We start from the raw sequence: 26,589 nt of genomic DNA, 5'->3' as shown, positions 1-26,589 counted from the left end.
TTTTATGGATTGCAACGCAAGATAGAAGCTTTTGATGGCTGCCGTTAGGGCGTTCGCTGTCTTATGGCCTCAAATATAAGTATTGCTGCCGAGACGGAAACATTCATAGAATCTATTTCACCCTGCATAGGAATGATTATATTTTGGTCAGAATTTTGTAGCCACTCCTCCGATAATCCAGTAGCCTCCGTACCCACCACAATGGCCGTAGGGGTTTTAAAATCTACTAAGGTATACGCCTTGGAGGCAGATAGTGCTGCACAGTATATGCCGATGTCCTTGTTGTTGAGGTATTCAATTACCTCTTGGGTGGTACCTAGGGCAATTGGGGTGGTGAATAAGCAGCCTACACTAGAGCGAATAATGTTGGGATTGTAGAGATCACCTTTGGCATTGGCAATAATCACTGCATCTAATCCCGCAGCATCTGCTGTTCTTAGGAGTGCCCCAATGTTCCCAGGTTTTTCGGGGGCTTCTGCAACTAAGATTAATGGATTCTTTTTCTCTAGCTTTAGTTGTTCTAGCGAATGGCCTTTAGTTTTGCCAATGGCTAAAACTCCCCCAGTTCCTTCCCTATAAGCCAATTTCTTAAAAACCTCCTTGGAAATGGATATTAATTCGGGTGGGGAGTCTATCGTTTTTAGGTGTTCCAAAACAGTTTCCCTAGAAAATAATTCGGGATAATAAAAAAGAGTTTCTAGTTGATAGTTGCCCTTTATGGCCAGCTCCAATTCTTTAATTCCCTCAATCACAAAGCGTCCCTTTTTCTTTCGCTCTCTCGATTTTTCCAATAAAACCAGCGTTTGTTTTACCAGTGGATTCTGAACGCTGTTAATTTCCTTTGTATAGCTCATTGTGACAAAAATAAGCTATTGATGGCAATTATCATGACCAAATTCCCACGCTCCATTCCCTAGAATACGGTAACCGAAATGGAGTAGTACGCCAAATAATGGTTGGGGGAGGCAAGGAGGGAACAATAAAAAAAGGCTTGGAATCACCTACGGTCTCCAAGCCCTTTTTATAATAACTATCTAAATAGATTACTTGCTTTCATATTTCCCCATATACCTTTTCCATAATTTGGTCTGGTGCGTTTCTAGGGAGATGTCCCTTCCGTCTATAAAGGCGCGAGACAATTGGTTGGTGCGCATGTCTAGGGCATCCCCTTGAGAAATGAAAAGGGTAGCGCTTTTACCTACTTCCAAGGTTCCGTAGTCTTGATCTATTCCCAGAATTTTTGCCGGATTGGAGGTGATAAGTTTCAGTGCTTCCTCTGGAGACATACCATGCTGTACTAATTGACCTGCGTAAAACGGTAGGTTTCTGTTTTGGAAATTCATGGCGCTCATGTTTTGCATGGCTACCAAGAGGCCGGCATCCGACAAGATCTTTGGAATCCTATAAGGCAGGTCGTAGTCATCATCATCGTGTCTGGGCAGGTTGTGGGTTGCCCTTACCAAAACAGGAATCTCATGTTGCTTAAGGAAATCAGTGATCTTATATGCGTCATATCCGCCTACTAATACCACATGTTTAATTCCCAATCCTTTAAGAGTGGTAATGGCGTCCATAATTTCTTTCTCGCCATCGGCATTCACATATAATTTTTGCGTGCCTTCAAACAAGCCCTGGGAAGCACTATAGGCAGGATGGTGCTCCGCATTGGTGCTTTTGCCATAGGCTTCGGCACTTTTGAGGAATCGCACAATAGTTGCCGTCTCCGTGGGGTATTCCTTATTGGGTTTATATGCTCGGTCTTCACCTAGCCACCAACGGCCCTGCTTAAAGCTGTTGGGCCAGTTGAGATGTATGCCGTCATCTACTTTTACAACGGCATCTTCCCAATTCCACGCGTCAAACTGCATAACGGAAGAGGATCCAGAAATAGTACCTCCTCTAGGGGCAACCTGCCCTAGGAGGATTCCGTTGGGACGCATGCTCTCTACTACCTTGGATTCGGCATTATAGGCGATAAGACTTCTAACGTGCGGAGTTAAATCCCCTATCTCTGTCCGGTCATTGGTAGCTCTTACCGCATCTACTTCTATTAGCCCTAAAGAAGTGCTAGTAGCGATAAATCCTGGGTATACGTGTTGTCCTTTGGCATCTATCACCGTACCGGTTCTAGCAATTTTTGTGTTGGCGTCGCCCACAAAGGTGAGTTTGCCATTTTCAAACATGATTAAGGAGTTTTCAATAACCTCCCCGTTGCCCAAATGGGCAACGGCGCCCTCAATGCTAAATCCTGTTTTTTGCTCGGATGCTGGTGTTTGTTGGGCATAAATGGGAATGGCGCACAGTACGAGTGCTATAATTATAGTAAGTTTAATATTTTTCATTTTGTATCGGTTTTTAAAGGCTGTCACAATGAAATTCTTCTTTATTGCTCTTCTTTGGTTCTTGGGTGGCGTTGCCTTTTTTCTTTTCCTTAAGCATTAAATTGATCAATTTGGCTTTCTCTTCCTTAATGGCTTCCCTTTGTTGCTTGTCTTTTTCCAAGTCAAAATAGACTGCTCCGTCTATCAAGGTTTTCTCTGCCTTGGAGTAAACAGACAATGGGTGGTGGCTCCACAGCACTAGATCTGCATCCTTACCTTCCTTAATACTACCTACTTTATCATCTATGTGTAAGAGTTTTGCCGGATTGATGGTTACTGTTTTCCAAGCTTCCAACTCGGACATTCCACCGTACTTCACGGTTTTTGCCGCTTCCTGGTTTAGTCTTCTAGACATTTCCGCGTCGTCACTGTTAAGCGCAACGGTCACTCCTTGGCTCTGTAGAATAGCTGCGTTGTACGGGATGGCATCGTTCACCTCATACTTATACGCCCACCAGTCACTAAAGGTAGATGCACCTGCCCCATGGGCCTTCATTTTATCTGCTACCTTATATCCTTCCAAGATATGGGTGAAGGTGTTTACGGTAAAGTTGAATTTTTCGGCAACTTTCATCAGCATATTAATTTCACTCTGCACATAGGAGTGACAGCTAATGAAACGCTCCCCATTCAAAATTTCTGCTAGGGTTTCCATTTCTTCATCCACTCTATAGGGCTCCCCACTTTTCTTCTTGCGGTCGTACTCCTTGGCGCGCTCAAAATAATTGATGAATAGCTGCTCTACACCCATTCTACTTTGTGGGAATCTGCTGTAGCTACCCCAGTTAGATTGCTTTACGTTTTCTCCCAATGCGAATTTTATAAATTTAGGGGAGTTGTCATAGATCATATCTTCGGCGCTAGACCCCCACTTTAATTTTATTATAGCCGATCTTCCGCCAATCGGATTGGCAGAACCGTGTAATAGCTGGGCAGAGGTAACACCTCCAGCCAAGTTACGGTAGATTCCTATGTGCTCTGGATCCACTACATCTTCCATGCTTACTTCAGCGGTAGAGTTGTGTCCACTTTCATTAACGGATAAGAGCGCAATATGCGTATGCTCGTCAATAATCCCCGCTGTGAGGTGTTTCCCAGTGGCGTCTATTACGGTTACACCTCTTGCCTTTAGATCTTTTCCAATCTTGTCAATCTTACCATTTTTAACCAGTACATCGGTGGCTTCTAAGATCCCAGCATCTTCACTGGTCCATACCGTGGCATTTTTAAACAAGATGGTTTCTTGTTTTGGTTTGCTGGCATAGCCGTATCCCATATTGGGGTAGGTTACGGGTTGTACCTCTGGTTTTGGATTTTGCTTTTCTTCTTTTGATTTTTCAGAGTGTGGCGCAGTTCTGTTGGCCGTAAAGCTAGTTTCTGTTCCATTAGGCAATATAAGCTTGCCTTTAATATCATTGGAAGCTGGATCTACCTTAGCTACCAACCTGTGTACTTTGTCTCCTTCTTTATTGTGGAAGGTTAAGTTTAACCACTGCTGGTCGTAATCTATGCTGGTGGTGCGCTTTTCACCGGCTTGCTTAATTTCTGCCTTAGGCTTGCTGGTTTCACCGCTAATAGAGAGGCTATACTCCTTACCTGCAGCAATTAGGTTATAATCTCCACGTATGTCTTTAAGATTTCTATCATTGATGATGTGTGGCTGTCCCTGTACCCAGTTTTCGTACAGCGTAGTACCTTTGTCAAAAATATCTCCAGAGGTTATTAGGAAGTTGGCATAACTGCCAGGCTGTAGGGAACCTATTTCCGCAGACTTTCCCAAGGTGGCTGCTGGTATAGTAGTCAATGCTTCTAAGGCCTTAGTTTTAGAAAGTCCATACTCAATAGCAGTGGCCAGTTTACTCTTGAATTCTGCGGGTGACTTTAGGTCGTGCAGGGTTAAGCTAAAAGTGATTTTATTTTCCTCTAAAACTTTGGGGTTAGAGGGGGCCTGGTTCCAAAGTCGCATATCCTTTAAGCTAATTAATTGCGCTTGGTAAGGATTGGATACGTCATAAGCTTTTGGGAAATTGATGGGAACAATTAAACTGGCATTGGTGGCCTTTATATCGGCTATGTTCTCATATTCGTTACCCCCAGCTAAGATTACGTAGGGGATATTAAAGGTGTTGCCTATTTTATTGGCACGTAGTATATGGTCTTTATCTCCCGCTTCAAATATTTGAACCAAGTCTTTATTGTTGAGTAAAGATTCCAAGGAGCGATCTTTGGTAGTCACGTTTCCTTTGGCGTACCATTCTGCATCGTAATACATTTGTCTCAAAAGGGCCAAGGATCCCATAAGGGAGCTAGGGTAGGATTGCGATTTTTCAACACTTCTCTTTAAGGAGAAATACTGAGCCGATTTGTCGTCCAAAATTCGTTCAGCATCATTTCCTTTGCCGTTTAAGGCGATGAGGGCGCCGGTACCACGGGCAATTCCGTCTTGAATGTGGGTGTTAACCGTTCCAAAACCTATCTTCCTAAGTTCTTCAGCTTTTTTATCATCGTATTTAAAAACTCCTATGGCATTGTTTTCGGGCATAATATGGTCGTTCCAATAAAACCCTTCCCTAGAAGGCTCATATTGTGCTGTTCGTCCGCGGCTAGATTCCCTTTTTGGTTGTTCTATTCCAAAATCGGAGTAAATATCGATAAAGGATGGATAGATAGACTTTCCTTCTAAATCAATGGATACTGTATTCTTGGGCAAACTCACAGATTTCCCCGCTTGTACCACCTTCCCCTTGTGGATAAGTAAGGTAGCATTGTTAAGTACCTGGGTGGGGGTAACGTAAATTTTGGCATTGGTTAAGGCGGTATAATTTTGGTCTTCTGCCTTAACACCATCATTTTTAGGGAAATAATCCTGTGCAAACAAGGAAATACCGCACCACATCGTGGCGAGGGCAAATAAGCGTAATTTCATAATGAAGCGTGTTAGTTAAATTAGTAGCGCTAAAAATAGCCCATCCCTTACGATAAAGTCAAATGTTTAGTTTTTTTTAACATTTACAAGGGGTTGCCCATCCCGGCAGGGAGTTTTTTCTTTCACTTCAAGGAAGTGTTAAAGGGGAGTGTCTTGATAGTAATTTACCAAAAGGGTTACCACCGCATGGTAGCTCTGTATACCCTTGGTTTGGTTGTTAGCTTTTAAAAAGGTGTTAAAGATTGCTTTGAAAATAGGTTCAAGGGGATTCTCATGCGTATTCCAGAAATTGGAGACCTCTTGGTAGTTTTTTATTACCCCCGGATTTAACTGTTGATAGGCTTGGTCAAATAAATCCCGATCCCGTTTGGCTAAGTCGTTAAGGCAGTAACTTAATGCATAGGCATAGGCGGCATATTTAAAATAGGGGTCCTCGTTTTTAACGGTTACTAAGTAACCAATAAAGTTGGTTTCATTTTCGGCAGAATATCCCAGTTGGTGACCAATTTCGTGTCCGCTAATAATGGGGAATCTAAAATTTGGTAGTCTTCCATTGGCCTGAGCTTCATTGGTAAAGGGGTTTAGGTACCCTCCATAGCCCATGTAGGTTAGGGGAGTGCTAAAAATGGATTCTTTTATACTTGGTCTGCGGTAGGCGAACATGGGGAATTCCTTTTCCAATGTTCGGTAGCCGTCTAAAGTGATCTCGAAAATCTCCTTTTTACTATAGGGAATCGCTACCATTTTGGTGGTGTCACCAGTTATTTGAAAATGTATTGCATTGGTTTTTTCTACCAATCTATCTACAAAATCCACCAAATCTTGTTCGCTGTGTTGCTCTCTTAGCTCCAAAGTTTTGGCCAGTGGCTCCCTGTAATAATTTAGACCCCATAGCAAATGAAAACTAAAATAAGCTACGGAGGCCACCATGGTTATATCCCTTAAGAACAGGAGTGGCTTTTTACGGATCTGTTTGCGTTTTATAATAAGATATCCTACGGCCAGTAAGATGAGTAGGGCGTAGAGTAGGTCTCCCACAGAAAACGGGATCCATCCCAGAAGGGTGCGCCAAAAACCAGATAGTATGGGGTATAGGCCTTTACTGTAATATTTTTCTATAACCCCGGGGTAATTGCCCACCCATTTAACCAAAAGGATTTGCGGCAAAAGGGATAGGGCGATGAGGTTTTTGATTTTCTGTTCCATCTGCCCAAAAATAACCAATAATCTCGCTTAGTTATTTTTCTATCTGTATTTTTGGGGTTTAGACAGATAACTATGGGAAAAGAAATACGTGAATTGGAGCCAAAGGCGGTATGGAATAAATTTGCAGATCTAAATGCAGTGCCAAGGCCCTCCAAAAAAGAAGAGAGAGTAATTGCTTTTATGGTTGATTTTGGGAAGAACCTAGGATTAAACACCCTTGTAGATGAGGTGGGCAATGTAATTATAAGGAAGCCGGCCACCAAGGGAATGGAAGATCGCAAAACGGTTATTTTGCAATCCCACTTGGATATGGTACATCAAAAAAACAACGATACCGATTTTGATTTTGATACCCAAGGAATAGCGATGTATGTAGATGGCGATTGGGTTAGGGCTCAGGGGACTACCCTAGGGGCCGATAATGGCTTGGGAGTAGCTACTATCATGGCTATTTTGGAAAGCAAGGATATTCCCCACCCAGCCTTGGAAGCACTCTTTACTATAGATGAGGAAACTGGCATGACTGGGGCTAAAGGGCTTAAAGGAGGATTGTTAGAAGGTGAAATTCTCTTGAATCTGGATACGGAAGAAGATGATGAAATAGATATAGGATGTGCTGGAGGGGTAGACATTACCGCCAAAGCCAACTATAAGGAAGAGGAAGTAAACGCAGACACAAAAGCATTTATAATCACGGTAAAGGGGCTAAGTGGAGGTCATAGTGGTATGGATATTCATAAAGGTTTAGGCAATGCCAACAAGATTATGAATACCCTGATTTCGAAAGCTGCCGATGCGGTTGGTGTAAGGATTGCAGAAATAAATGGAGGAGGGTTAAGAAACGCTATTCCTAGGGAGAGCACCGCTTTGGTAACCCTTAGCGCTGCTGAGGTAGGGACCTTTACTGAGAATTTTCAAGGTTGGGTGCAAAGTTTCTCCAAAGAATACGCTGAAACAGAGCCAAGTTTAACGATAACTGCACAACCTGCAGAATCACCGCAGAAGGTAATGGGCAATAAGGCCCAAGAGCAACTGTTGCATGCCATACAGGAGGCGCATAACGGGGTGTATGCCATGAGTTCGTTCATGGAGGGCCTTGTGGAAACTTCCAATAATATTGCCAGTGTGGTAGTAAAGGAGGGGGAACTGAAAATAGCATGCCTAACCAGATCCTCGGTAGAGGCTGGGAAGAAAGAGTTGGCAGCATCTCTGAAATCGGTTTTTGAAAAGGCGGGATATAAAGTAACGTTAAGTGGGGACTATCCTGGATGGGACCCCAATCCGGATTCTGCTATTTTAAAAGTAATGCACGCCAAGTATGTAGATCTATTTAAGGAAGAGCCCAATGTGGTGGCTTGCCATGCCGGACTAGAATGCGGAATATTGGGACAGCACTACCCAGAAGTGGATATGATCAGTTATGGACCCACCATTAGAGGTGCCCACTCGCCAGATGAAAGAGCCAGTATTTCATCGGTACAGAAATTCTGGAAGTATACCCTGAGTATTTTGGAGGACATTCCAAAAAGCTAAACAGTGTTTAGACTTAGTAAGGATAAATGATAAAGGGGGCTCCTATGGAGGCTCCTTTATCGATTAATAACTAGGTTTTATAGACGAATTTTGCTATATTGTGTAGTAACATTAGAAACACTTTAAGTATGGCAGTTAAAAATTATCAAGGACCTAGAAGCGAAAAAGCACCGGAAGAGGTGCTATTACGTGTGCGCCACTATATGACCACTAAGTTAATTACCTTTAAACCGGAGCAATCCGTGGAAGAGGTGATTGAGGCTTTGTTGAAATATAAGATTTCCGGAGGGCCAGTGGTAAATGACCGCTATGAATTGGTAGGGATTATTTCTGAAGGAGATTGCATAAAGCATATCAGTGAGAAGCGATACCACAATCTACCAAGCGCCAATAGAACGGTGGAAAGCCATATGATAAAAAATGTGGAAACCATTGATGGCGATATGAATATCTTTGATGCCGCCAATAAGTTTTTGAATGAAAAACGCAGGCGATTTCCCATTGTTGAAAATGGAAAATTGGTGGGGCAAATCTCGCAGAAAGATATTTTAAGAGCTACTTTAAGATTAAAATCCCAAAACTGGTAAGTGCGTTTAGGAACCTGATGGGGATATGTTTTCACCCAGAGGAATCATTATTAATTTATAAAAAAGAACCGCCACTGGATTGAATCACATTCCAGTGGCGGTTTAATATTTTTGCCTAGTGGCTATTTGGATTATTCGGTAATTTCTAGATCGAATACCAAATCTGCATTAGGTGGAATTACATTTCCGGCGCCAGCTTCACCATACCCTAAATGGGAGGGGATGAAAAGACGTACCTTATCACCAACCTTCATATTTAATAAACCTTCTCTAAAACCGGCAATCAACGGTGCCTCTGGACTGTAATCCATAGGGATGGCTTGGTATCCTCCACCTTGTTTTCTGGCAGGATTAAAAGCATTGTATTTTACTGCTACCTCTTCGTAGTTACTATCAAATAAAGTACCGTCCGATAAATATCCTGCGTAAAAAACATTTACTTTTTGTCCAATGGTAGGTTTCTCCCCTTCGCCTTCCTTAATGGTATATACCTTTAATCCAGAGGGTAGTTCCTTGGCTTGTGGCTCTTGTTCGGAAAACTCTGCCACCATATCGCTAATTACTTTTTCCTTGGCTTTAATTTTCTCTTCTTCTTTTGCAAAGTAATCGCTCATTACCTTTACGGCGTCAAACTTCTTGGCTTCTTTGCCATTTCTAATAATTTCTACGGAATTCATTACAACATCGGTTACAGGTCTGTCTGCCTCTCCAGTTGCTACATTGGCAATAGAATCTATAACGTCTAAGCCTTCAACGACATTTCCAAATACGGTGTGTCTTCCGTCTAAAAATGGCGTCTCTTTGTGCGTGATGAAAAATTGACTTCCGTTGGTGGTAGGTCCGGAATTGGCCATAGACAGGATGCCCGCTTTGTCGTGTTTAAGGGAATCGTTAAACTCGTCTACGAACTTATAGCCTGGGTTTCCTCTACCGGTACCGGTTGGATCTCCTCCCTGAATCATAAAATCCTTTATAACTCTATGGAAAATTAGACCGTCATAATATTTCTTTCCTTTTAGGCTGTCACTTACAAATGGGCTGTTTCCTTCGGCAAGGGATATGAAATTAGCAACCGTTATCGGTGTTTTTTCATATTCCAATTTTAGAATTATATCTCCTTTGGTAGTGTTAATATCGGCAAATATCCCATCGCCCAATTCGGCGTGCTTACTAGATTTACAACTAGAGAGTGCTAAGGATAGGATTAGTAATAATAGGTATGCTTTTTTCATTTCTTGTGGTTTTTAATTAGAACTTTTATTGATTTTTAAGATGGTAATTGTGGTTTTGATAGGGACGTTGGTCCCAATTTTATTTTTATCCCCGTGATAGCCGTAGGCTAGGGAAGAGGGTATTAAAAATGTGGCGCTTTCCCCTTCTTTTAACAGTTTTACACCGTTTCTTAGGCCCGGAAATAGCTGTTGTTTATCTACTCTATAAGTAACCGTACCAATTTCCTGACTAGTATAAATGGTGTCGTTGGTGATGCTTACCACATTGTATTGCAGTGTAACCAAGTCATCTGGCTTGGGGTAATAGTCGCTCCCTTCATTTTTTCTGATATAGTGATACCAGGTACCTCCACCACTGGCGTGATAGGTATTACTACTATCCTTGGCCATAATTGTACGGAATAGTTCTTCCTCCTGTTCCAATAATGCCTTGTTGCGTTCTACGGAGGCCTTTAGGATGCTTCCCGATTTAACCTTAACGGGTTTTCGGGCCTCTGGTACCCCGCATTGGGCCATTAGGACAAGTAAGAACAGGTAATAAATTTTTCTCATTTATTTAATTGGTCTTTATATGCAGGTAGCAGGGAAGTAAAATATGCGGTGGTTTCTTCTAGGCTCATCTCACTGCGGCCACCCGAGGCATTGTTATGGCCTCCTCCATTAAAATGGGCTCTTGCAAATTCGTTTACGGAAAAATCCCCTTCAGAACGCAAGGAGATCTTGATAATTCCTTCCTCCTTATTTTCAATAAAGATAACCGCAAAGACAATCCCGTCTAACGTAAGTCCGTAGTTTACAAATCCCTCGGTATCCCCTTTTTTAAAGTTGTTGGCGTCCAATTCTTCCTGGGATAGGGTGATATAAGCAGTACTGAATTCCTCCAAGATCACCATATTTTTAAGTGCACATCCCAAAAGGTGTAGTCTGCTGGGAGAATTGGTGTCATATACCTTATGGTGGGCAAGGGAATTGTTGGCTCCTTTTTCAATCAATTTAGCTGCTACCGTATGTGTTCTACTAGAGGTAGAGGCATATTTAAAGGATCCGGTATCTGTCATGATGCCTGTATATAGGCAGATTGCGATTTCTGGGGTTATGCGGTCCAATCCATTAAGTCCTTCCAGTACATTGAACACCATTTCACAGGTAGAACTCATGCTAACATCCGAATACATTATATGCGCATAGTCGGCCGGCTCTTGGTGGTGGTCTATCATCACAAAGGTAGCGGTAGCGGCTTCTAAATGAGGTTGTAGCTGTCCAATTCTACCCAAATGATTAAAGTCTAAGGTGAAAATAACGGTGGCATTGGCAATTAATTCCTTTGCGGTGGAGGCGTCTTTCTCAAAGATTACAATTTCCTCGCTCTTGGGTAACCATTTTAGGAAATTTGGAAAGTCGTTGGGAGCAATTACGGTGGCTTGTTGCCCTAAATTGTTTAAATAGTGGCATAAGGCCAAAGTGGAACCCACAGCATCCCCATCTGGATTTTTGTGAGGGACTATTACGATACGCTGTGGAGCTTGAAGTAGCGCATCGATTGCTTTTATTATTTCTAAATTCATGTGCGCAAAGATACAATTTGTAAATATATACTAATATCCCGATTTGTAATTATGAATCTAAAATTAGTACGGATTTAGGAGTAAAAGGCATGGTTTTTCAATAGTAGTTATGGCTTTTTCTGAGGGTATATATGGGGTGTTTTAGGCTTTGTAATGGTTAAAAAAGGGTGCGCTTTATAAGGGGTAAGTGGCTGTGTGTTTGCGGGTGGACCCATTTTTTGTTGTTGTAAGTTGAAGAATAAAATGTATTTTTGCCCAAAATTTAAAGAGATGATTGCAAACAGAACATTTACCATGATAAAGCCAGATGCCGTTGAAAACGGACATATTGGTGGAATTTTGGACAAAATAACTTCTGCCGGATTCAAGATTGTTGCCATGAAATATACTCAATTGAGCACAAGGGACGCGGAGGAGTTTTATGCAGTGCACAAAGAACGTCCATTTTATGGCGAATTGGTAGAATTTATGAGTAGAGGCCCTATTGTAGCCGCTATTTTAGAAAAAGATAATGCCGTTGAGGATTTTCGTGCCTTGATCGGTGCTACCAATCCTGCTGAAGCTGCAGAAGGTACTATCCGTAAATTGTATGCTACTTCCATTGGCGAAAATGCGGTTCACGGCTCGGATAGCGATGAGAATGCTGCTATTGAGGGAGCTTTTCATTTTGCAGGAAGGGAAGTATTTTAGTAAATAAGATTTTAGTAGCATAGAAAAAGGGCAACACAGAGTTGCCCTTTTTTATTTCTTATTGCTGGGGTACTAGCGTAGTACGATCTTTGAAACTATTTCCCGGCCCAATTCTTCGTTTAGCATTTTTACAATCTTAGATTTTCCATGGCTCAGCTCTTCCCGAAGCACGGAGGAGGATAGGGATACAAAAAGGGTGTCGTTTCGCAATTCTATGGCGGTGGTGTAGTTGTTTACCCCGTTGCCCATCATTTTTTTCCATGCCTCCCGGGCATTTACCCGATCCATCCCTTTTTGGAGTTTGTTGGCTTTTATAAATTCTTGTAGGGCTTCGCCCATGTTTAGGTTGTTGCTTTTTCTTTTTGTCATGGTTATTCCAGATTAATGGGGGTGAAACGTTTATAATGGTAGGTGACCTGCTCCTGATTGGTGGTGCTAAACCGGTCTTGCTCCAAACTGCTGATCTTTTCCTCCCATTCGCTCAATTCATTTTTATAGTGCATGCTAATACCTCCATTTCTTTCCAATAGGGTAAAGGACTCTGCGTCGTCGGAGGTGTCAAAGGTGCCTTTGAGGGTGGGTTGAACCTTTTTTCGGAAACCTTCTTTGCCTGCAACCTCTATATAGTCTATGGTGGTGTTTATCGCGTATGATTTTTCAGTGCCGTCTGGAAAGCTTACTTTATCTATTTCCCAGTATCCGTTTAAATGATGAATTTGGTCCCAGCTCACTTCTTGTTTACAGGAAATAAAGAGTAGGGAAATTAAAAAAAGGTAGCTTGTTCTCATTTATTTACAACTTAAATATTTTATACGATTGATTTGTGTGTTTAACGGCATTTTCAGTTCTCTCGGAATGGGTGTCACTAAGGAAAATTTGTCCAAAATTATCCTCGTCTACCAAGCGGATAATATGGGCTACCCTTGTTTCATCCAATTTGTCAAAAATATCATCCAACAAAAGTAAGGGCGTTGTGCCTGCCTGTTTTTTAATGAATTGAAACTGCGCCAATTTTAGGGCAATCAAAAAAGACTTTTGTTGTCCTTGGCTTCCAAATTTTTTAATGGGATGACCATCTATGGCAAATAGTAGGTCGTCCCTGTGGATCCCTGTGCTGGTATACTGCAAGGCCTTGTCCTTTTCCAGATTTTCCTCCAATAAAGTTAGTAGATTATTTTCCAGTAACTTGCTTTGGTATGTTAAATTTACGGGTTCCCTACCTCCCGAAATGGCAAGGTATTGTTCTTGGAATATTGGGATGAACGATTCAATAAAGGCCAGTCTTTTTTTGAATATCTCTTGACCGTATTGGTGTAATTGGGAGTTGTATATTCCCAAGGTGTCGGCGTCAAAAGTGTGATTAAAGGCGAAGTACTTTAAAAGCGAATTCCTTTGTGCCAGCACTTTGTTGTAGGCAATTAAATTTTGGAGATAAACTTTATCGGATTGGGAGATGACTCCGTCCATAAATTTACGTCTGGTCTCGCTTCCCTCTATAATTAGATCACGATCTGCCGGAGAGATAATTACCAAGGGTAGAAATCCTATATGATCCGAGAACTTTTCATAGGGCTTGGCGTTGCGCTTAATCACTTTTTTCATCCCCTTTTTAAAGCTGCAGAGGATTTTTTCATCCCGGTCATTTTTATGGAAGTCTCCTTCCAGTACAAAAAAATCGGAATCGTGCCTTATATTCTGAGTAGCAATGGGGTTAAAATAACTCTTACCAAAGGAAAGGTGATAGATGGCGTCTAGAACATTGGTTTTTCCCACCCCGTTATCGCCTACAAAACAATTGATCTTTGAATCGAATTCAAAGCTTTGTGACTCGAAGTTTTTATAATTAATAAGCGATAATTTCTTTAGAAACATGCTGCGAAGTAAAATTTTTATTTTCCAATAGTCAAGCAAACCGCAAATTATCTAAAATTAACCACAAATAGGGGGCGGGATTTGGATAAAATCTATATTTTTGCGCGACTAATCAAATTCTATAATGGCAACTTACAAGAAAAGAGGTTATAAACCGAAAAATAAAGAAGAAGAAAATCTATTGGATAAGCAGGAGAGTACCACTGCAGAGGTGTTTAGCTCCTTAGATGAAGGTGCTTCCAAATCCGAGGAATGGGTATCTAGGAACCAAAATTATATATTAGGGGTGATAGGTATTATCGCCGTATCTGTTTTGGGATATATGGCATATTTTCAGTTCGTGGAAAAGCCAAGGGCTGCTAGTGCTGCCAATGAGATGTTGTATCCGCAACAATACTTTGACGAAGCCCTATATGCTTCTTCAGAAAAAGATTCTTTGTTCACTTTGGCATTGAATGGTGCCGAGGGTAAATACGGATTTTTAGATATTATTGAAGAGTACAACGGAACGCCTGCCGCTAACTTGGCAAAGTATTCCGCCGGAATGGCCTATTTGAACATGCAGAAATATGACGAGGCTATAAAATACCTAGAAGGTTTCTCCTCTAAGGATTTAATTTTGGGAGCTGTTGCTAAAGGAGGTATCGGTGATGCTTTTTTACAATTGAACCAACCCAAGGAAGCGTTGGATTATTACGAGAAAGCAGTTTCCCATAGTACTAATGAATATACAACTCCCAAGTTTTTATACAAGGCAGGAGTAACAGCGCTTGAATTGGATAATAAAAAGAAGGCGCTTAAATATTTCCAGAGAATAAAGGACGAATTCCCAGCTTCTGAAGAGGCTAGGACAATAGATGCCTTTATTGGAAAAGCTAAAAGTATTTAAGATGGCTATTAAGAAGCAGAATTTATCGGAGTATGATAAAACAACGGTCCCAAACGCAGCAAATTTGCGGTTTGGGATTGTTGTTTCTGAATGGAATGCAAATATTACGGAGGCACTCTATGAAGGGGCTTTAGCAACCTTATTGGATTGCGGGGCTAAGGAAGGGCATATTGTTCGCTGGAACGTACCTGGTAGTTTTGAACTTGCCTTTGGGGCAAAAAAAATGATCAACACCAAAAAGGTAGACGCTGTAATTGTAATAGGTAGCGTTATTAAAGGTGAGACCATGCACTTCGATTTTGTTTGTGGGGCCGCAGCTCAGGGAATTATGGATCTGAACGTGAGAACGGAGACCCCTGTAATTTTTTGTGTGCTGACCGACAATAATATGGATCAAGCCATTGCCCGTAGTGGAGGCAAGCATGGCAATAAAGGTACAGAAGCCGCCATAGCCGCCATTAAGATGGCTAGTTTGGGGAATTAGTACCTCCCATACCTCCTTTTTTTAAATTAGAAGGCAGCCAAACGTACAAAGCTGTCCTTGCCTAGAAATGTTAACATATTTTAGCAAGACTTGTACGTCAAATTTTTCTATTTTGAGTAACTTTGGGAATCTAAGGATATGGGAAAATTTTCAAGATTACGTAAGAATAAAAAGTTCAATTATACCCCGCGTTATTATAACGATAAGGGAGAGGGGAACCCCTTTAAGATTGAGCATAAGTTTGACAAGTTTAGGCCTTCTTTGGATGGTCGTTCTGGCCTAAAGGGTAAATTCTCCAGAGCCATTGAGGACTTGAAAAGTTCTAGCAATCGGAATCAGAACATTCGGATGGCGATTATCATAGCGATACTTGTCCTGGTGTTCCTTTACATCATAGATTTCGATCTATCTATTTTTATTTCGCAATAATGCCAGATATCATACAACTTTTACCAGATCATGTAGCTAACCAGATTGCTGCAGGGGAGGTGGTGCAACGCCCCGCTTCCGTTGTTAAGGAATTAATGGAGAATGCTATTGATGCAGGGGCAACTACCGTTAAATTAATTATTAAGGATGGGGGCAAGACCCTAATCCAAGTTATTGATGATGGGGTGGGAATGAGTCCCACCGATGCCCGACTCAGTTTTGAGCGGCATGCTACTTCTAAGATTACCAAGGCAGAAGACCTGTTTAACCTTAGCACCAATGGGTTTAGGGGAGAGGCCCTAGCCTCCATAGCGGCTATCGCCCATGTGGAAATGCAGTCTAGGACAGAACAGGATGAGGTAGCTACACATATTAAAATAGAAGGAAGCAAGGTTGTTTCTCAAGAAGTGGCCGTGGCCCCTAAGGGAACCTCTATGATGGTGAAGAATTTATTCTTCAATATTCCGGCTAGGCGTAATTTCCTTAAATCTACCCAGGTAGAGTTGCGGCATATTATAGATGAGTTTCACCGAGTGGCCTTGGCGCATCCGTCTATAGGCTTTCACTTTTATAATAACGGGAGTGAAATCTTTAACTTGCCAAAATCCAACGACCGTCAGCGGATCGTTAATGTTTTTGGGGGGAAGACCAATGAAAAGTTGGTCCCTGTACATGAGGAGACACAGGTAGTTACTATCAACGGTTTTATCTGTAAGCCCGAATTTGCAAAAAAGAGTAGAGGAGAACAGTTTTTTTTTGTTAATAATAGATATATAAAAAGTCCCTATTTGCATCACGCTATCGTAGCGGCATTTGACGGACTCATAAAAAAGGAGAGTCATCCAGGGTACTTTCTGTACTTAACGGTAGATCCTGGCTCCATTGATATCAACATTCACCCTACCAAAACGGAGGTGAAGTTTGATGATGAGCATACCTTGTATGCCATATTAAGGTCTACGGTAAAACACAGTTTGGGGCAATTTAATGTTATCCCCACCCTAGATTTTGATCGGGATCAAAATTTAGAGACTCCCTATGATTATAAAAACAAATCCGTGGAACAACCGCGTGTAGTAGTGGATGCTGGCTTTAATCCCTTTAAGGATGAAATGGCAACTAGCTCTGGCCGGTCCAGTTTTCAGAAACCTGCCACCAAAGGATGGGAGTCCCTTTACTCGGGGATGGAATCTGAAGGAGTGGGTAGCACCGATTTTAGTAGTGTTAGCTTTGAATCTGAAACTATAACCGGTTCTATTTTTGACGACCAAAAGGTTGGCCTAGATGCGGTAACCACTACCTTTCAACTAAGGCGTAAGTACATAGTGACCACTATAAAATCTGGGATGGTGGTCATAGATCAAAGTAGGGCCCATCAGCGGGTGCTATATGAGAACTTTTTAAAGAATATTACCGTTAAAGAAGCGGTGAGTCAACAATTATTATTTCCCTTATCTTTAACTTTCTCCAAATCGGATCGAGATATCATTATGGAGATACAGGAAAATTTAATTTCCTTGGGATTCGATTTTGAGGCTATAGGGGAAGAGGAAATAAAGATTACCGGGGTTCCCTTATCGGTCTCAGAGAGCGAAGTGGAGATGATCTTAGACCAGTTGATATCGGATTATCAACAAGATTTTGAGGTAGACGGGTTTTCGCAAACCGATGTGCTGTCCAAGACTCTGGCAAAATCTTTGGCCGTTAAAACGGGGGAGGTGCTAGACAGGGATTCGCAATTGGCACTGGTGAACGACTTATTTGCCTGCAAGGAATCTAGACTAAGTCCTTTTAATAAATCTATATACGTCACCATTACGGAAGACGATATTGATAAAAAATTTTTGTAGATGGGTAGAATTACGGGCGCTGTAAAGCACTTGATTATTGTAAATGGGCTGTTTTTTGTAGCTACATATTTATACGGGGACCAAATGTACCAGTGGTTTTCGCTTTGGTTTACAAAAAATGGAAATTTTGAATTTTGGCAGGTATTGTCCCATATGTTTATGCATGGGGGGTTGATGCATATATTATTTAATATGTATGCACTTTGGGCCTTTGGTTCGCCATTGGAAAGAATGTGGGGCAAGAATAAATTCCTGTTTTTCTATTTTTCTGCAGGTATTGGGGCTGCCTTAATCCATACTGGGGTAAATTATTACTATTTTAATCAGGGGATGGAGGCCTTGGTGAGTTCTGGTATTCCCAGGGAACAGATAATGGAAATCATCAGTAGTGGAAAATACAGTCCCAGCTGGTATAACATAGCCTCTACGGATACTATAAACAACTTTTTAAGTGCCTACAATACTCCGGCAGTAGGGGCCTCTGGAGCTATTTATGGGGTGTTGGTGGCCTTTGGGATGTCTTATCCTAATAGCGAGCTGTTCTTAATGTTTATACCGGTACCGGTAAAAGCAAAGTACTTTATTCCGGTGCTTATTGGGCTAGATCTGTTCTCTGGAGTTACGGGATATTCCATTTTTGGAAATGGAATTGCTCATTTTGCCCACGTTGGAGGCGCCTTGTTTGGGTTTATAATGATGTGGTATTGGAAAAAAAATCAGTTTAATCAAAATAGATGGGATCTATAATGCGAAACCAAAACATTTCATATTATTACAATCGACTGAGTATTGCTGAGAAGCTAATAGTATTTAATGTTGCAATTTTTATTATTGGAGGTATCATCAATGTGTTGCTCTTCGGGGCTGCCAATGACAAGGGAGTGGAACAATGGTTTCAGTTACCCAAAGAGTTTTTTGAGTTCCTAACCCAGCCTTGGTCCCTTATTACCTATTCCTTTTTTCATTCCGGATTTGGACATATTTTTTGGAATATGATTATGTTGTACTTTGCCGGAAGGATTTTTCTAAATTTATTTGATAATAGAAAATTTATTAATGTTTACTTTCTGGGGGTAATCTTCGGGGGGATGATTTTCTTATTGAGCTATAATATCTTTCCAGCTCTGATAGGACAGAATACGGCCCTTATTGGTGCCTCTGCAGGGGTTACGGCAGTGCTTATCTTTGTCTGTACCTATCTGCCTAATCAGGAGGTGCGTGTTATTTTCTTTAATGTAAAGCTTTGGCATATTGGGGTCTTGGTGGTGTTGTTAGATTTAATACAGATATCCGTTGGGAATAACATTGGCGGACATCTAGCGCATATTGGGGGAGCAGCTCTTGGTTATTATTATGCAACCCAGCTCCCCAAAGGAAATGACATTGGTAGTTGGTTCTCAAAACTAGTAGATAGCTTTGCCAATATGTTTAAGGGCAGGGAAAAAAAGGCTTCCATGAAAACGGTTTATAGAAAGAAGACTACAGCTAGTGCTGCCCGGGGGAACTACGATAAAAAAAGCCATCAAAAAAAGATTGATGCCATTTTGGATAAGATAAGCAAATCTGGTTACGAAAGCCTTTCCAAGGCAGAAAAGGATTTTTTGTTTAAGGCAGGTAAGGAAGATTAAGAAGGTGCGAAAACTCATTAACAGGTTCATTTTCCTTCTCAACGGGTGTTTTTCCCTTTTACTGCTATTGGCCTGCTTTGCGCCATGGGTCCCGGTTACGCTGGTTCCTTTTATGTCTATTCTTTCACTACTAGTACCACTCTTGGTTCTCTGTAACGTGCTTTTCTTTTGTTATTGGCTATTGCGTGGTAGTCGCAAGCTGATGATGTCTGCCGTAGTCTTGCTCATTGGGTACTTGGTTTTGGGTACCTTCTTTAAATTTAAGTCTTCGGAACAGCCCATAGATAAGGGAGAGGTAAGTGTCATGAGTTTTAATACTCGCGGATTTAATCGCTCTGAGATGATTAAGGATGAGACTATTAGTGATCAGATTGTAAGCTTGGTGAAAGAGGCAGATCCCGATATAGTTTGTTTTCAGGAATTTGATTATACTAAAAAAGAGAGTGCCGATTTTGCTCAGTACAAACACCGATTTATCGATTTTGAATACGGACACAAAAAAGTGGTGCTCGGAATCTATTCCAAACTCCCAATAATAAACAAGGGGTCTTTGCATTTTCCAGAGAGTAGCAACAATGCGATCTATGTAGATGTATTGATGAAAAATGATACGGTTCGTGTCTATAATATGCATTTGGAATCGCATAAGGTGGTGCCTACAGTAGAAGAAATTACCAAGGAGCCAAAGTCGAAGCTCTTTAGACGTATGAGCGGATCTTTTGCCAAGCAACAAGAGCAAGTGGCCATCTTTAATGAGCATCGTGAGGCCACACCTTATAAGAAGATTGTTTGTGGCGACTTTAACAATACCCAATTCTCTAACGTTTACCATGTGATTAAAGGGGATATGCAAGATACTTTTATGGAGCAGGGGAAAGGATATGGTAGAACCTTTAATTTTAAATACTATCCAGTGCGGATAGATTTTATTTTAGTGGATAAGGCATTTAAGGTTAAGACCCACAAGAATTTTAATGTAAAGCTATCCGATCACTTCCCCATTATGGCTTCTTTTGATAGGATTGGTGATCAATAGGGGAAGAAGTGGTAGGCCATTACCATGCTCTTTCTTTGGCCTGGATTATCTATCTATAGTTGAACTTCCATACTTCGTGCTACGAAGAAAATAAGGGAATAAAAAAGGGACCCAATTGGGCCCCTTGTATCTTATTAGGTAAGTGGTCTATAACTCATCTACTATTTGATCTGCAGCGGTAACCCCTGGTGGTAGTTCTATCACCCTTAAATTCCTAAAATGGATTTCGGCTCCTTCAGATTCTAGGCAGAGGTATCCTTTTTTAATGGACGACTTACTAATGCCGTTTACAAACTTTCCATTGACCGATAATTTAATAGTGCCATCTACACAAATTACTTGATAGCTGTTCCACTCTCCCTTCCCTAGGGCTCTATTTTCTACAGACTTACTTCTGGTTCCTCTGGGGTTGTCCGGTACGGTAGTAACCCCACCCACGCCAAACAACTCTCCGTGTACATAGGCAATTGGTGGCTTTACGCCGTCGCGTATATTCTGATTTACCCAATCTAGTTCTAACATCTGTACTTCTACACCCCCTGGGAGTCTGTTATGCTCGCCGGGGATGGCGTCGCTCCATACAAACATACCAGAATTGCCCCCTGCTTCCATATGGCGCCACTCTACGGTTAGAATGAAATTTTCGTACATCTTTTCGGAGCGCATAACCCCTATTGGTAGGCCTTTGCATACCAGAAGATCGCCTTCCTTATGCCAGGTGTCTGGCTCCGTGTTTACATTGATCCATTTTATTTCTTGTGCATTGTCCTTGTCTCCAGCTACCAATTGATCAAAACTGGTTTCGGTGCCAAAGAATAGGGGTTTTTCTTGCGCTTTTATTTTTAAGCTACTGCCCCATAGCACAAAGAGGCATAATAATAAGGAGGGTTTCATATTAAATTGGTGTGTTATGGAGCTGTTTACTCCTTTGACGATCTATGCGCCAAAAGAGTAAACAGCGGTTAGTTATAATTTGATATAGGCTTAGATGAATTTAGTTTTACCAGGAATCGCTACTGGTGGAGTAGGCCATTTTAAATCCCAATTGTATTCGTCTATTTTGGGACCTAAGTTTTCCTTGGAATTAAAGACTTGTTCCCAGGTGAGCGTTTGGCCGGTATAGGCTACCATACGTGCCCATATGGCCAACATGGTGCTCTTAGACATCCATTCTCCATCGTTCATGGGCTGACCCTTTCGGATGGAGGCAAAAAGCTCATCGTGTTCGGTCTGGAACATATTATTCCTTTCCCCGTCATAGGTGTAGCTGTTTTTACCGGTAATTTCATACCTGCGTCCAATATGGGTTATAGACGAGCCTTCGGTACCTAGCACCTCTACGCTGTTCCTATGGGAGGTATTGTTTTGTTGCCTGGTAAAGTGGTAACCCTTGGCGCCGTTTTCATATTCGAACTCTACCGCAAAATGATCGTATATGTTTCCGTATTTACTATCTACACGTACTTGTCGCCCTCCAGTTCCAGTAGCGCTTACGGGCATTTTATCTCCCATGACCCAAGACATCATATCAAGGCTATGCACTGCTTGTTCTACCACAATATCCCCCGATAACCAATTGTAGTAATACCAATTGCGCATTTCGTAGGTCATATCCGTCCAATTTGGCTGACGTTCCTTATACCAAGCCTCACCTCCATGACGAAAGGTAGTAACCGTTCTGATGTCCCCAATCTGGCCGTCTAAGACACGCCCAAAAATTTCCCTATTGGGATAGTCGTATCGAAAACAGAAACCAGACACTAGGGATAGCCCCTTTTCCTTAGCTTTTTTGGCAGCTGCCAACACTTTGTGAATTCCGGGTGCATCCACGGCTACGGGTTTTTCGCAAAATACGTGTTTCCCTGCTTCTACCGCAGCATTTAGGTGGTCTGGTCTAAAGGCTGGTGGGGTGGTAAGTAACACTACATCCACGCCCGAATCTATTACTTTTTGGTAGGCGTCAAATCCTATGAATTTGTTTTCTGGAGCAACCTTTACCTTGTCACCCATAGCCTTCTGCAACTCCCGATGTGCCAAATTTAATTGGTCCTCAAACACATCGCCCATGGCATAGAGAATAACGTTTGGATCTGCTTGCAAAGCTTGGGCAGCGGCACCGGTACCACGGCCACCACAGCCAATTAAGCCCACTTTTAGGGTGGAATCCTTATAGAGGCTATTGGCACCAAAGGTGACTGCCGGCGATATTAAGGATCCCCCGATGAGGGCAATGCCAGATTTTTTGATGAAATCCCTTCTTCCGGAGGGAAAAGAGGGGGTAATTTTATGATTTCCCATAGTAATTTATGAGTTTGATAAGTTAAGATTAAATGAAGCATACAAAATAGAGATAATTTTCTATTCTCTAAAGGGGGAAGGACAAAAAACTATAAGAATTGGCCTAGGAGCCTACCTCTAAAATGAGGTGCTAGTTATAAAGGAGTGTTTTTTTCGAGGTCTAATGAATAGCCCAAGATGTTCAACTACATTAAGAGGCAATCTGTAATATCTGCTACGATATGAATTACTAATGCTAAACCGAATATTCTGGTCTTTTTGGGAATTAACAGCAGTACATAGAGTGCAATGGCCCAGTAGGTGTGTAGGGGGTGAAAATTAATGCTGCACCGATTAGGGTCAAATAAGGGGTCTGCCCAGAAGTGATCCAAGTCTATCACAATTCCGGCTAACAGTATTAAAATTGCCTTCCATCGGTATCCCTTATAAAATAGAAGTCCGATAAGGATGGGAACTAAAAAATGAATGCCATAATGAAGAAACCATCTAAGCATGGGGAAGGTTCAGTTTTAAACTTTTGAGATAGGGAAGGGTGTTGGTTCCTTCGTTAAATAGGAGGTCTAAAATACTTAGGTTAGGTATAAAGGGGTTTCTATCATTAAATACCTGCACATAGGGAGCTTGTTGAAAAGGGATTTCCGTTTTTGAATTGATGAAATGTCGCGCGTCCGTCATATCGGTAGCGGCTGCCTGGTAGCTACTAGTTTTATCCGTAGGCATGGGAATCTGTAAACAATCACAAATGGTCGCTATGGATTTAAGGTTAAATTCCATCAGAGAGTCAAAGGTGTCGTTATAAAGAGGGGCAATATCATCTTCATAAAACTCGAAGAAGGGCGAGGTGCGATACGCTGTTTGTAGGGTGCGCCAATGTTGACGTTGCCAAAAATAGGTATTGTCAATAGCTACTTCGGAATATCGTTGCTTATTTCGGTTGTTCCCCACATGTTTAATAGGGATGGTAAGCATGTGTTTTCCTATGTCCGTAGCGATATAGCATCGGTTGCGATAGGTTTGCTTCTGGTAATTATCATTTACTTCCCAGCAAATATCATTTTGGACAAGAGCCGCAAAGTTGGCGATGTTTAAAAAATATCCAGGATGAAGAAGCACTTGCATTGTTTACTTATTTAATGTACTAATTTATCAATGTGTAAATATACCAATGTGTAAATATACTAATGTAGCAATGAACTAATGTAGCAATGAACTAATGTAGCAATGAACTAATTTAGCAATGAACCAATGTAGCAATGAACTAATGTAGCAATGAACTAATTTAGCAATGAACCAATGTAGCAATGAACTAATGTAGCAATGAACTAATGTAACAATGAACTAATGTAGCAATGAGTTAATGTATCAATTTACTAGTGTATCAATGTACTAATGTGTTGAAGGGGGGAGGCCCAAGGCTTTAAAGGTAACTACCGCTTAAAGCCTAAGGTCTTGTGATGTTGATGTCTATTTTTTCACCTTCTTTTTTCGCTTTCTAAAGTAATCCCAAACAAACCACCCCGCAAGTGCTATTAAGAAGTACTTAAAGTAGGAGGTAGGTTCCCCGTCTCCGTGGACCGTAGTAAACACTCTGTCCCAACGAATTTTCCAATTCATCATGCCATCGTTAATGCCATCGATGCTCATCCATATAAAAACGGGCGTACCTACTATATGGTCTTCTGGAACGTAGCCCCAAGTTCTACTGTCTTCGGAACGGTGCCTATTGTCTCCCATCATCCAATAATAATCCTGTTTAAAAGTATAGGAGTTGGCTACTTGTCCATTAATCAGTATTTGATTGCCATTTACTTTTAGGGTGTTATCCTCGTACTCCTTTATTATTTTCTCATAAATGGGGAGTACTTCTAGGTTAAGTTCTACCGTCTTGCCTTTTTCAGGGATATAGATCGCTGGCATATTGTCTAAGGTTGCTGGATGCGCTGGATCTTGGGGGAAAAGAGAGGTTTTTTTGGTGGTAAACGCAAGTTTCTGAATGGATACTATACCATTTTTTCCAGTGAAATTCTTGGCTTCTTCCTCTGTTAAGTTAAAAAGAGCCATAGTGCTTACGTCTTCCGACTTTAAGTAGTCGCGAACCCTTGCATTGTCTACATTCCCGGAGTAGTAGGTATAGGCTGAGTCGGACTTTATTTTCTCCATATGCATTGCAGAGATTACTTGGTCTAGATTTTCCAACTCTAAAGAACTGTTAGGGATGCGGACCACATTTCCTGAGAAATTTTGTCTTCCCAAGAGGTCAATGGCGGCATTAGAAAAACCGTTCTCTACAGTAACCGTGTGGGTGAACATTGGCTTAGCCCTGTAGGGCAGTACGGTTTTTTTACCGTTGATATGTACATATCCGTCAACTATAGATAAGGAATCCCCTGGTATACCTACAGCACGTTTTACGTAATTAGATTTTTTATCGATAGGCTTGCGAACCCCTTCCTGTTGTTTAAAAAATTGATAAACCGTATCTGCAGGCCAGCTAAACACTACAATTTCATTCCTTTTAATCTCCTTAAATCCAGGTAGTCTCATATAGGGAAGCTGTAGTTTGTTCCATATCGAGGTTTTATAGGTAGCAGGATCTACATCGGCCACATAGGATCTGGATTTTAGAATAGGCAGGGTATCGTGTACCATGGGTGCCGCAACGGTCGTCATAGGAACCCTAGCTCCGTAATGGAACTTGCTTACAAATAGGAAATCGCCCACCAAAAGGGTTTTTTCCAAAGAACTGGTAGGGATCACATAGGGTTGTATTACATAAGTGTGTACCAAAGTAGCGGCCACAACGGCAAATACGATGGAGCTTACCCACTCTCCTAAGGCGGTTTTTGGGTGAAGGTCTCTATTTTCTACATAGGCAACCTCCGTGAAATAATTTACATAATAGATATAGAGCCCCAAGGTGAGAATAGCCAACCAGGTGTCTAAAAGGCTATTTTTACCAAAACTCCTAAGGGTCTCTACCCAAACCACAGGGAACATCAATAGGTTAATGATGGGTATAAACAACAGAATAACCCACCACTTGGGCCTATTAATTATTTTCATTAAAACTATGGCGTTATAAACTGGGATAGCTGCTTCCCATGCTTTTCTACCTGCCTTAACGTACAATTTCCAAGTTCCGAGGAAATGCACTATTTGAATGATCAAAATAAAAATAATCCACTGTGTTCCGTTCATATCCGTATTGTTGATTTAGGATTGCTGCTTCTTGTTAACAATCAATCTTTAAGTATGTTTTAATGGGGGATTGTTACGTTCCTTAACGAAGGTTTAACACGTCTTTCATGGAGAACACTCCCTTTTTATCTAGAATCCATTCTGCAGCTACCACCGCTCCCAGGGCAAATCCCTCCCTATTATGGGCGGTGTGTTTAATTTCTATGCTGTCTACTTCACTTTGGTAGGCCACGGTATGGGTGCCGGGAGTATCGGCAATCCGTTTGGCAGTAATGGGAATTTCGTTGGCTTCGGCAGTATCCAATTTCCAAGCAGTATAATCGGTCTCTTGGATGACCCCTTCTGCCAAGGTAATGGCCGTGCCACTAGGGGCATCTAGTTTTTGGGTATGATGAATTTCTTCCATGCTAACCTGATACTGCTTTAGGTTGCTCATCATTTTGGCCAAATAAGAGTTTAGTTCAAAAAAGAGGTTAACTCCTAAGCTGAAATTGGAGGCGTAGATAAAGGCACCGTCCTTTTCTTTACAGAGCTGCACGGCATTCTCATAATTTTCTAACCAACCAGTGGTACCGCAGATCAATGGAATATTGTTTTCCATGCATTTTTTTATGTTGCCAAAAGCAGCATCGGGCATACTAAAATCTATGGCTACATCTATTTCTGAATAGTTTATCTCCGTGGTATCCACGTCTATTTTAGCTACAATGTTATGGTTTCTTTTTAGGGCGATTTGTTCAATCATTTTTCCCATTTTACCATATCCGAACAGGGCAATGTTCATT

Annotated in this window: 26 protein-coding genes; 10 read left to right on the top strand and 16 right to left on the bottom strand. The window is 41.5% G+C overall.

The annotated features are described in order from the left end of the window. Nucleotides 1-44: 44 nt before the first annotated feature. From BV214_RS10030 to BV214_RS10015, 4 genes are all read right to left on the bottom strand, one after another. The gene (locus BV214_RS10030; RefSeq protein ID WP_086477372.1) at nucleotides 45-854 is read right to left on the bottom strand and encodes a TrmH family RNA methyltransferase; all 810 of its coding nucleotides are present in this window, start codon (nucleotides 852-854) and stop codon (nucleotides 45-47) included. A 189-nt stretch (nucleotides 855-1,043) separates the two neighbouring features. Continuing rightward, nucleotides 1,044-2,342 (bottom strand): amidohydrolase family protein, encoded by a 1,299-nt coding sequence (locus tag BV214_RS10025; protein ID WP_086477371.1) that lies wholly within the window; start codon nucleotides 2,340-2,342, stop codon nucleotides 1,044-1,046. 13 nt (nucleotides 2,343-2,355) lie between these two features. Further along, entirely contained in the window at nucleotides 2,356-5,307 is a 2,952-nt protein-coding gene (locus tag BV214_RS10020) for an amidohydrolase family protein (protein ID WP_086477370.1), read from the bottom strand. 138 nt (nucleotides 5,308-5,445) lie between these two features. Continuing rightward, nucleotides 5,446-6,513 (bottom strand): DUF3810 domain-containing protein, encoded by a 1,068-nt coding sequence (locus tag BV214_RS10015; RefSeq protein WP_086477369.1) that lies wholly within the window; start codon nucleotides 6,511-6,513, stop codon nucleotides 5,446-5,448. A 72-nt stretch (nucleotides 6,514-6,585) separates the two neighbouring features. Between BV214_RS10015 and BV214_RS10010 the strand changes: the two genes are divergently transcribed. Further along, entirely contained in the window at nucleotides 6,586-8,046 is a 1,461-nt protein-coding gene (locus tag BV214_RS10010; protein WP_086477368.1) for an aminoacyl-histidine dipeptidase, read from the top strand. A gap of 128 nt (nucleotides 8,047-8,174) precedes the next feature. Then, the gene (locus BV214_RS10005) at nucleotides 8,175-8,633 is read left to right on the top strand and encodes a CBS domain-containing protein (protein WP_086477367.1); all 459 of its coding nucleotides are present in this window, start codon (nucleotides 8,175-8,177) and stop codon (nucleotides 8,631-8,633) included. 131 nt (nucleotides 8,634-8,764) lie between these two features. On the opposite strand, the gene BV214_RS10000 is transcribed toward BV214_RS10005, so the two are convergent. The 3 genes from BV214_RS10000 to BV214_RS09990 are packed head-to-tail and all read right to left on the bottom strand — an operon-like array spanning nucleotide 8,765 to nucleotide 11,430. After that, entirely contained in the window at nucleotides 8,765-9,865 is a 1,101-nt protein-coding gene (locus BV214_RS10000; protein WP_086477366.1) for a peptidylprolyl isomerase, read from the bottom strand. 12 nt (nucleotides 9,866-9,877) lie between these two features. After that, the gene (gene gldI, locus BV214_RS09995) at nucleotides 9,878-10,417 is read right to left on the bottom strand and encodes a gliding motility-associated peptidyl-prolyl isomerase GldI (RefSeq protein WP_086477365.1); all 540 of its coding nucleotides are present in this window, start codon (nucleotides 10,415-10,417) and stop codon (nucleotides 9,878-9,880) included. Further along, nucleotides 10,414-11,430, bottom strand: coding sequence for a DHH family phosphoesterase (locus tag BV214_RS09990; protein ID WP_086477364.1), 1,017 nt, complete (start codon nucleotides 11,428-11,430; stop codon nucleotides 10,414-10,416). Before BV214_RS09990 ends, gldI begins: the two co-directional genes overlap by 4 nt. Nucleotides 11,431-11,700: 270 nt before the next feature. Between BV214_RS09990 and BV214_RS09985 the strand changes: the two genes are divergently transcribed. Next, nucleotides 11,701-12,120: a nucleoside-diphosphate kinase gene (locus BV214_RS09985; protein WP_086477407.1), complete on the top strand. Its 420-nt coding sequence runs from the start codon at nucleotides 11,701-11,703 to the stop codon at nucleotides 12,118-12,120. A 72-nt stretch (nucleotides 12,121-12,192) separates the two neighbouring features. Here BV214_RS09985 and BV214_RS09980 read toward each other — a convergent pair whose 3' ends face one another. Genes BV214_RS09980 through recF form a run of 3 tightly spaced genes read right to left on the bottom strand, consistent with a single transcriptional unit; the run spans nucleotide 12,193 to nucleotide 13,992 of the window. Then, nucleotides 12,193-12,489, bottom strand: coding sequence for a DUF721 domain-containing protein (locus BV214_RS09980; protein ID WP_086477363.1), 297 nt, complete (start codon nucleotides 12,487-12,489; stop codon nucleotides 12,193-12,195). A 2-nt stretch (nucleotides 12,490-12,491) separates the two neighbouring features. After that, nucleotides 12,492-12,908, bottom strand: a complete 417-nt coding sequence (locus tag BV214_RS09975) for a hypothetical protein (protein ID WP_086477362.1) — start codon at nucleotides 12,906-12,908, stop codon at nucleotides 12,492-12,494. A gap of 4 nt (nucleotides 12,909-12,912) precedes the next feature. Then, complete coding sequence (gene recF, locus BV214_RS09970; protein WP_086477361.1) at nucleotides 12,913-13,992, bottom strand: DNA replication/repair protein RecF; 1,080 nt, start codon at nucleotides 13,990-13,992, stop codon at nucleotides 12,913-12,915. 124 nt (nucleotides 13,993-14,116) lie between these two features. On the opposite strand from recF, the gene BV214_RS09965 reads away from it, so the two are divergent. The 7 genes from BV214_RS09965 to BV214_RS09935 all read left to right on the top strand — a co-directional run bounded on the left by BV214_RS09965 (nucleotide 14,117) and on the right by BV214_RS09935 (nucleotide 20,308). Further along, entirely contained in the window at nucleotides 14,117-14,881 is a 765-nt protein-coding gene (locus BV214_RS09965) for a tetratricopeptide repeat protein (RefSeq protein WP_086477360.1), read from the top strand. Nucleotide 14,882: 1 nt separating this feature from the next. Next, nucleotides 14,883-15,365, top strand: coding sequence for a 6,7-dimethyl-8-ribityllumazine synthase (ribH, locus tag BV214_RS09960; protein ID WP_086477359.1), 483 nt, complete (start codon nucleotides 14,883-14,885; stop codon nucleotides 15,363-15,365). A gap of 138 nt (nucleotides 15,366-15,503) precedes the next feature. Further along, nucleotides 15,504-15,794, top strand: a complete 291-nt coding sequence (locus BV214_RS09955) for a riboflavin synthase subunit beta (RefSeq protein WP_086477358.1) — start codon at nucleotides 15,504-15,506, stop codon at nucleotides 15,792-15,794. Beyond that, nucleotides 15,794-17,644 (top strand): DNA mismatch repair endonuclease MutL, encoded by a 1,851-nt coding sequence (gene mutL / locus BV214_RS09950; RefSeq protein WP_086477357.1) that lies wholly within the window; start codon nucleotides 15,794-15,796, stop codon nucleotides 17,642-17,644. Before BV214_RS09955 ends, mutL begins: the two co-directional genes overlap by 1 nt. Next, nucleotides 17,645-18,391, top strand: a complete 747-nt coding sequence (locus tag BV214_RS09945; RefSeq protein ID WP_086477356.1) for a rhomboid family intramembrane serine protease — start codon at nucleotides 17,645-17,647, stop codon at nucleotides 18,389-18,391. It begins immediately after the preceding gene. Further along, nucleotides 18,391-19,272 carry a rhomboid family intramembrane serine protease gene (locus BV214_RS09940; protein ID WP_086477406.1) on the top strand — a complete coding sequence of 294 codons (882 nt, stop codon included), beginning with the start codon at nucleotides 18,391-18,393 and terminating at the stop codon, nucleotides 19,270-19,272. Before BV214_RS09945 ends, BV214_RS09940 begins: the two co-directional genes overlap by 1 nt. 112 nt (nucleotides 19,273-19,384) lie before the next feature. Continuing rightward, nucleotides 19,385-20,308 (top strand): endonuclease/exonuclease/phosphatase family protein, encoded by a 924-nt coding sequence (locus BV214_RS09935; protein WP_086477355.1) that lies wholly within the window; start codon nucleotides 19,385-19,387, stop codon nucleotides 20,306-20,308. A gap of 147 nt (nucleotides 20,309-20,455) precedes the next feature. Here the strand turns inward: BV214_RS09935 and BV214_RS09930 are convergent, their stop codons facing one another. The 6 genes from BV214_RS09930 to dapB form a co-directional block, all read right to left on the bottom strand. Further along, nucleotides 20,456-21,202, bottom strand: coding sequence for a 3-keto-disaccharide hydrolase (locus BV214_RS09930; protein ID WP_086477354.1), 747 nt, complete (start codon nucleotides 21,200-21,202; stop codon nucleotides 20,456-20,458). Between the two features lie 90 nt (nucleotides 21,203-21,292). Continuing rightward, the gene (locus tag BV214_RS09925) at nucleotides 21,293-22,606 is read right to left on the bottom strand and encodes a Gfo/Idh/MocA family protein (protein WP_086477353.1); all 1,314 of its coding nucleotides are present in this window, start codon (nucleotides 22,604-22,606) and stop codon (nucleotides 21,293-21,295) included. A 185-nt stretch (nucleotides 22,607-22,791) separates the two neighbouring features. Then, nucleotides 22,792-23,100 carry a DUF6122 family protein gene (locus tag BV214_RS09920; RefSeq protein ID WP_086477352.1) on the bottom strand — a complete coding sequence of 103 codons (309 nt, stop codon included), beginning with the start codon at nucleotides 23,098-23,100 and terminating at the stop codon, nucleotides 22,792-22,794. After that, nucleotides 23,093-23,725 carry a WbqC family protein gene (locus BV214_RS09915; RefSeq protein WP_086477351.1) on the bottom strand — a complete coding sequence of 211 codons (633 nt, stop codon included), beginning with the start codon at nucleotides 23,723-23,725 and terminating at the stop codon, nucleotides 23,093-23,095. The genes BV214_RS09920 and BV214_RS09915 overlap by 8 nt, the downstream gene beginning before the upstream one ends. 345 nt (nucleotides 23,726-24,070) lie before the next feature. Then, nucleotides 24,071-25,804 carry a signal peptidase I gene (gene lepB, locus BV214_RS09910; protein WP_086477350.1) on the bottom strand — a complete coding sequence of 578 codons (1,734 nt, stop codon included), beginning with the start codon at nucleotides 25,802-25,804 and terminating at the stop codon, nucleotides 24,071-24,073. 82 nt (nucleotides 25,805-25,886) lie between these two features. Beyond that, a complete protein-coding gene (gene dapB, locus BV214_RS09905; protein ID WP_086477349.1) occupies nucleotides 25,887-26,588 on the bottom strand; it encodes a 4-hydroxy-tetrahydrodipicolinate reductase in 702 nt (233 codons plus the stop codon). Nucleotide 26,589: the final 1 nt, after the last annotated feature.

Origin of the sequence: Arenibacter amylolyticus (genome assembly GCF_002150785.1) — a bacterium.
Classification (GTDB): domain Bacteria; phylum Bacteroidota; class Bacteroidia; order Flavobacteriales; family Flavobacteriaceae; genus Arenibacter; species Arenibacter amylolyticus.
Note: the sequence above shows the minus strand (reverse complement) of the source record. Positions and strands in the feature narration are given on the sequence as shown.

Bases quoted from the DNA above. Each gene is read 5' to 3' on its own strand.
- BV214_RS09985 (WP_086477407.1), top strand. From the start codon at position 11,701: ATGATTGCAAACAGAACATTTACCATGATAAAGCCAGATGCCGTTGAA.
- gldI (WP_086477365.1), bottom strand. From the start codon at position 10,417: ATGAGAAAAATTTATTACCTGTTCTTACTTGTCCTAATGGCCCAATGC.
- BV214_RS09965 (WP_086477360.1), top strand. From the start codon at position 14,117: ATGGCAACTTACAAGAAAAGAGGTTATAAACCGAAAAATAAAGAAGAA.
- BV214_RS10025 (WP_086477371.1), bottom strand. From the start codon at position 2,342: ATGAAAAATATTAAACTTACTATAATTATAGCACTCGTACTGTGCGCC.
- BV214_RS10015 (WP_086477369.1), bottom strand. From the start codon at position 6,513: ATGGAACAGAAAATCAAAAACCTCATCGCCCTATCCCTTTTGCCGCAA.
- BV214_RS09935 (WP_086477355.1), top strand. From the start codon at position 19,385: ATGTCTATTCTTTCACTACTAGTACCACTCTTGGTTCTCTGTAACGTG.
- BV214_RS09955 (WP_086477358.1), top strand. From the start codon at position 15,504: ATGGGAAAATTTTCAAGATTACGTAAGAATAAAAAGTTCAATTATACC.
- BV214_RS10005 (WP_086477367.1), top strand. From the start codon at position 8,175: ATGGCAGTTAAAAATTATCAAGGACCTAGAAGCGAAAAAGCACCGGAA.
- BV214_RS10000 (WP_086477366.1), bottom strand. From the start codon at position 9,865: ATGAAAAAAGCATACCTATTATTACTAATCCTATCCTTAGCACTCTCT.
- BV214_RS10030 (WP_086477372.1), bottom strand. From the start codon at position 854: ATGAGCTATACAAAGGAAATTAACAGCGTTCAGAATCCACTGGTAAAA.
- BV214_RS09925 (WP_086477353.1), bottom strand. From the start codon at position 22,606: ATGGGAAATCATAAAATTACCCCCTCTTTTCCCTCCGGAAGAAGGGAT.
- dapB (WP_086477349.1), bottom strand. From the start codon at position 26,588: ATGAACATTGCCCTGTTCGGATATGGTAAAATGGGAAAAATGATTGAA.
- BV214_RS09930 (WP_086477354.1), bottom strand. From the start codon at position 21,202: ATGAAACCCTCCTTATTATTATGCCTCTTTGTGCTATGGGGCAGTAGC.
- lepB (WP_086477350.1), bottom strand. From the start codon at position 25,804: ATGAACGGAACACAGTGGATTATTTTTATTTTGATCATTCAAATAGTG.
- recF (WP_086477361.1), bottom strand. From the start codon at position 13,992: ATGTTTCTAAAGAAATTATCGCTTATTAATTATAAAAACTTCGAGTCA.
- ribH (WP_086477359.1), top strand. From the start codon at position 14,883: ATGGCTATTAAGAAGCAGAATTTATCGGAGTATGATAAAACAACGGTC.
- BV214_RS10010 (WP_086477368.1), top strand. From the start codon at position 6,586: ATGGGAAAAGAAATACGTGAATTGGAGCCAAAGGCGGTATGGAATAAA.
- BV214_RS09940 (WP_086477406.1), top strand. From the start codon at position 18,391: ATGCGAAACCAAAACATTTCATATTATTACAATCGACTGAGTATTGCT.
- BV214_RS09990 (WP_086477364.1), bottom strand. From the start codon at position 11,430: ATGAATTTAGAAATAATAAAAGCAATCGATGCGCTACTTCAAGCTCCA.
- BV214_RS09920 (WP_086477352.1), bottom strand. From the start codon at position 23,100: ATGCTTAGATGGTTTCTTCATTATGGCATTCATTTTTTAGTTCCCATC.
- BV214_RS10020 (WP_086477370.1), bottom strand. From the start codon at position 5,307: ATGAAATTACGCTTATTTGCCCTCGCCACGATGTGGTGCGGTATTTCC.
- BV214_RS09945 (WP_086477356.1), top strand. From the start codon at position 17,645: ATGGGTAGAATTACGGGCGCTGTAAAGCACTTGATTATTGTAAATGGG.
- BV214_RS09975 (WP_086477362.1), bottom strand. From the start codon at position 12,908: ATGAGAACAAGCTACCTTTTTTTAATTTCCCTACTCTTTATTTCCTGT.
- mutL (WP_086477357.1), top strand. From the start codon at position 15,794: ATGCCAGATATCATACAACTTTTACCAGATCATGTAGCTAACCAGATT.
- BV214_RS09915 (WP_086477351.1), bottom strand. From the start codon at position 23,725: ATGCAAGTGCTTCTTCATCCTGGATATTTTTTAAACATCGCCAACTTT.
- BV214_RS09980 (WP_086477363.1), bottom strand. From the start codon at position 12,489: ATGACAAAAAGAAAAAGCAACAACCTAAACATGGGCGAAGCCCTACAA.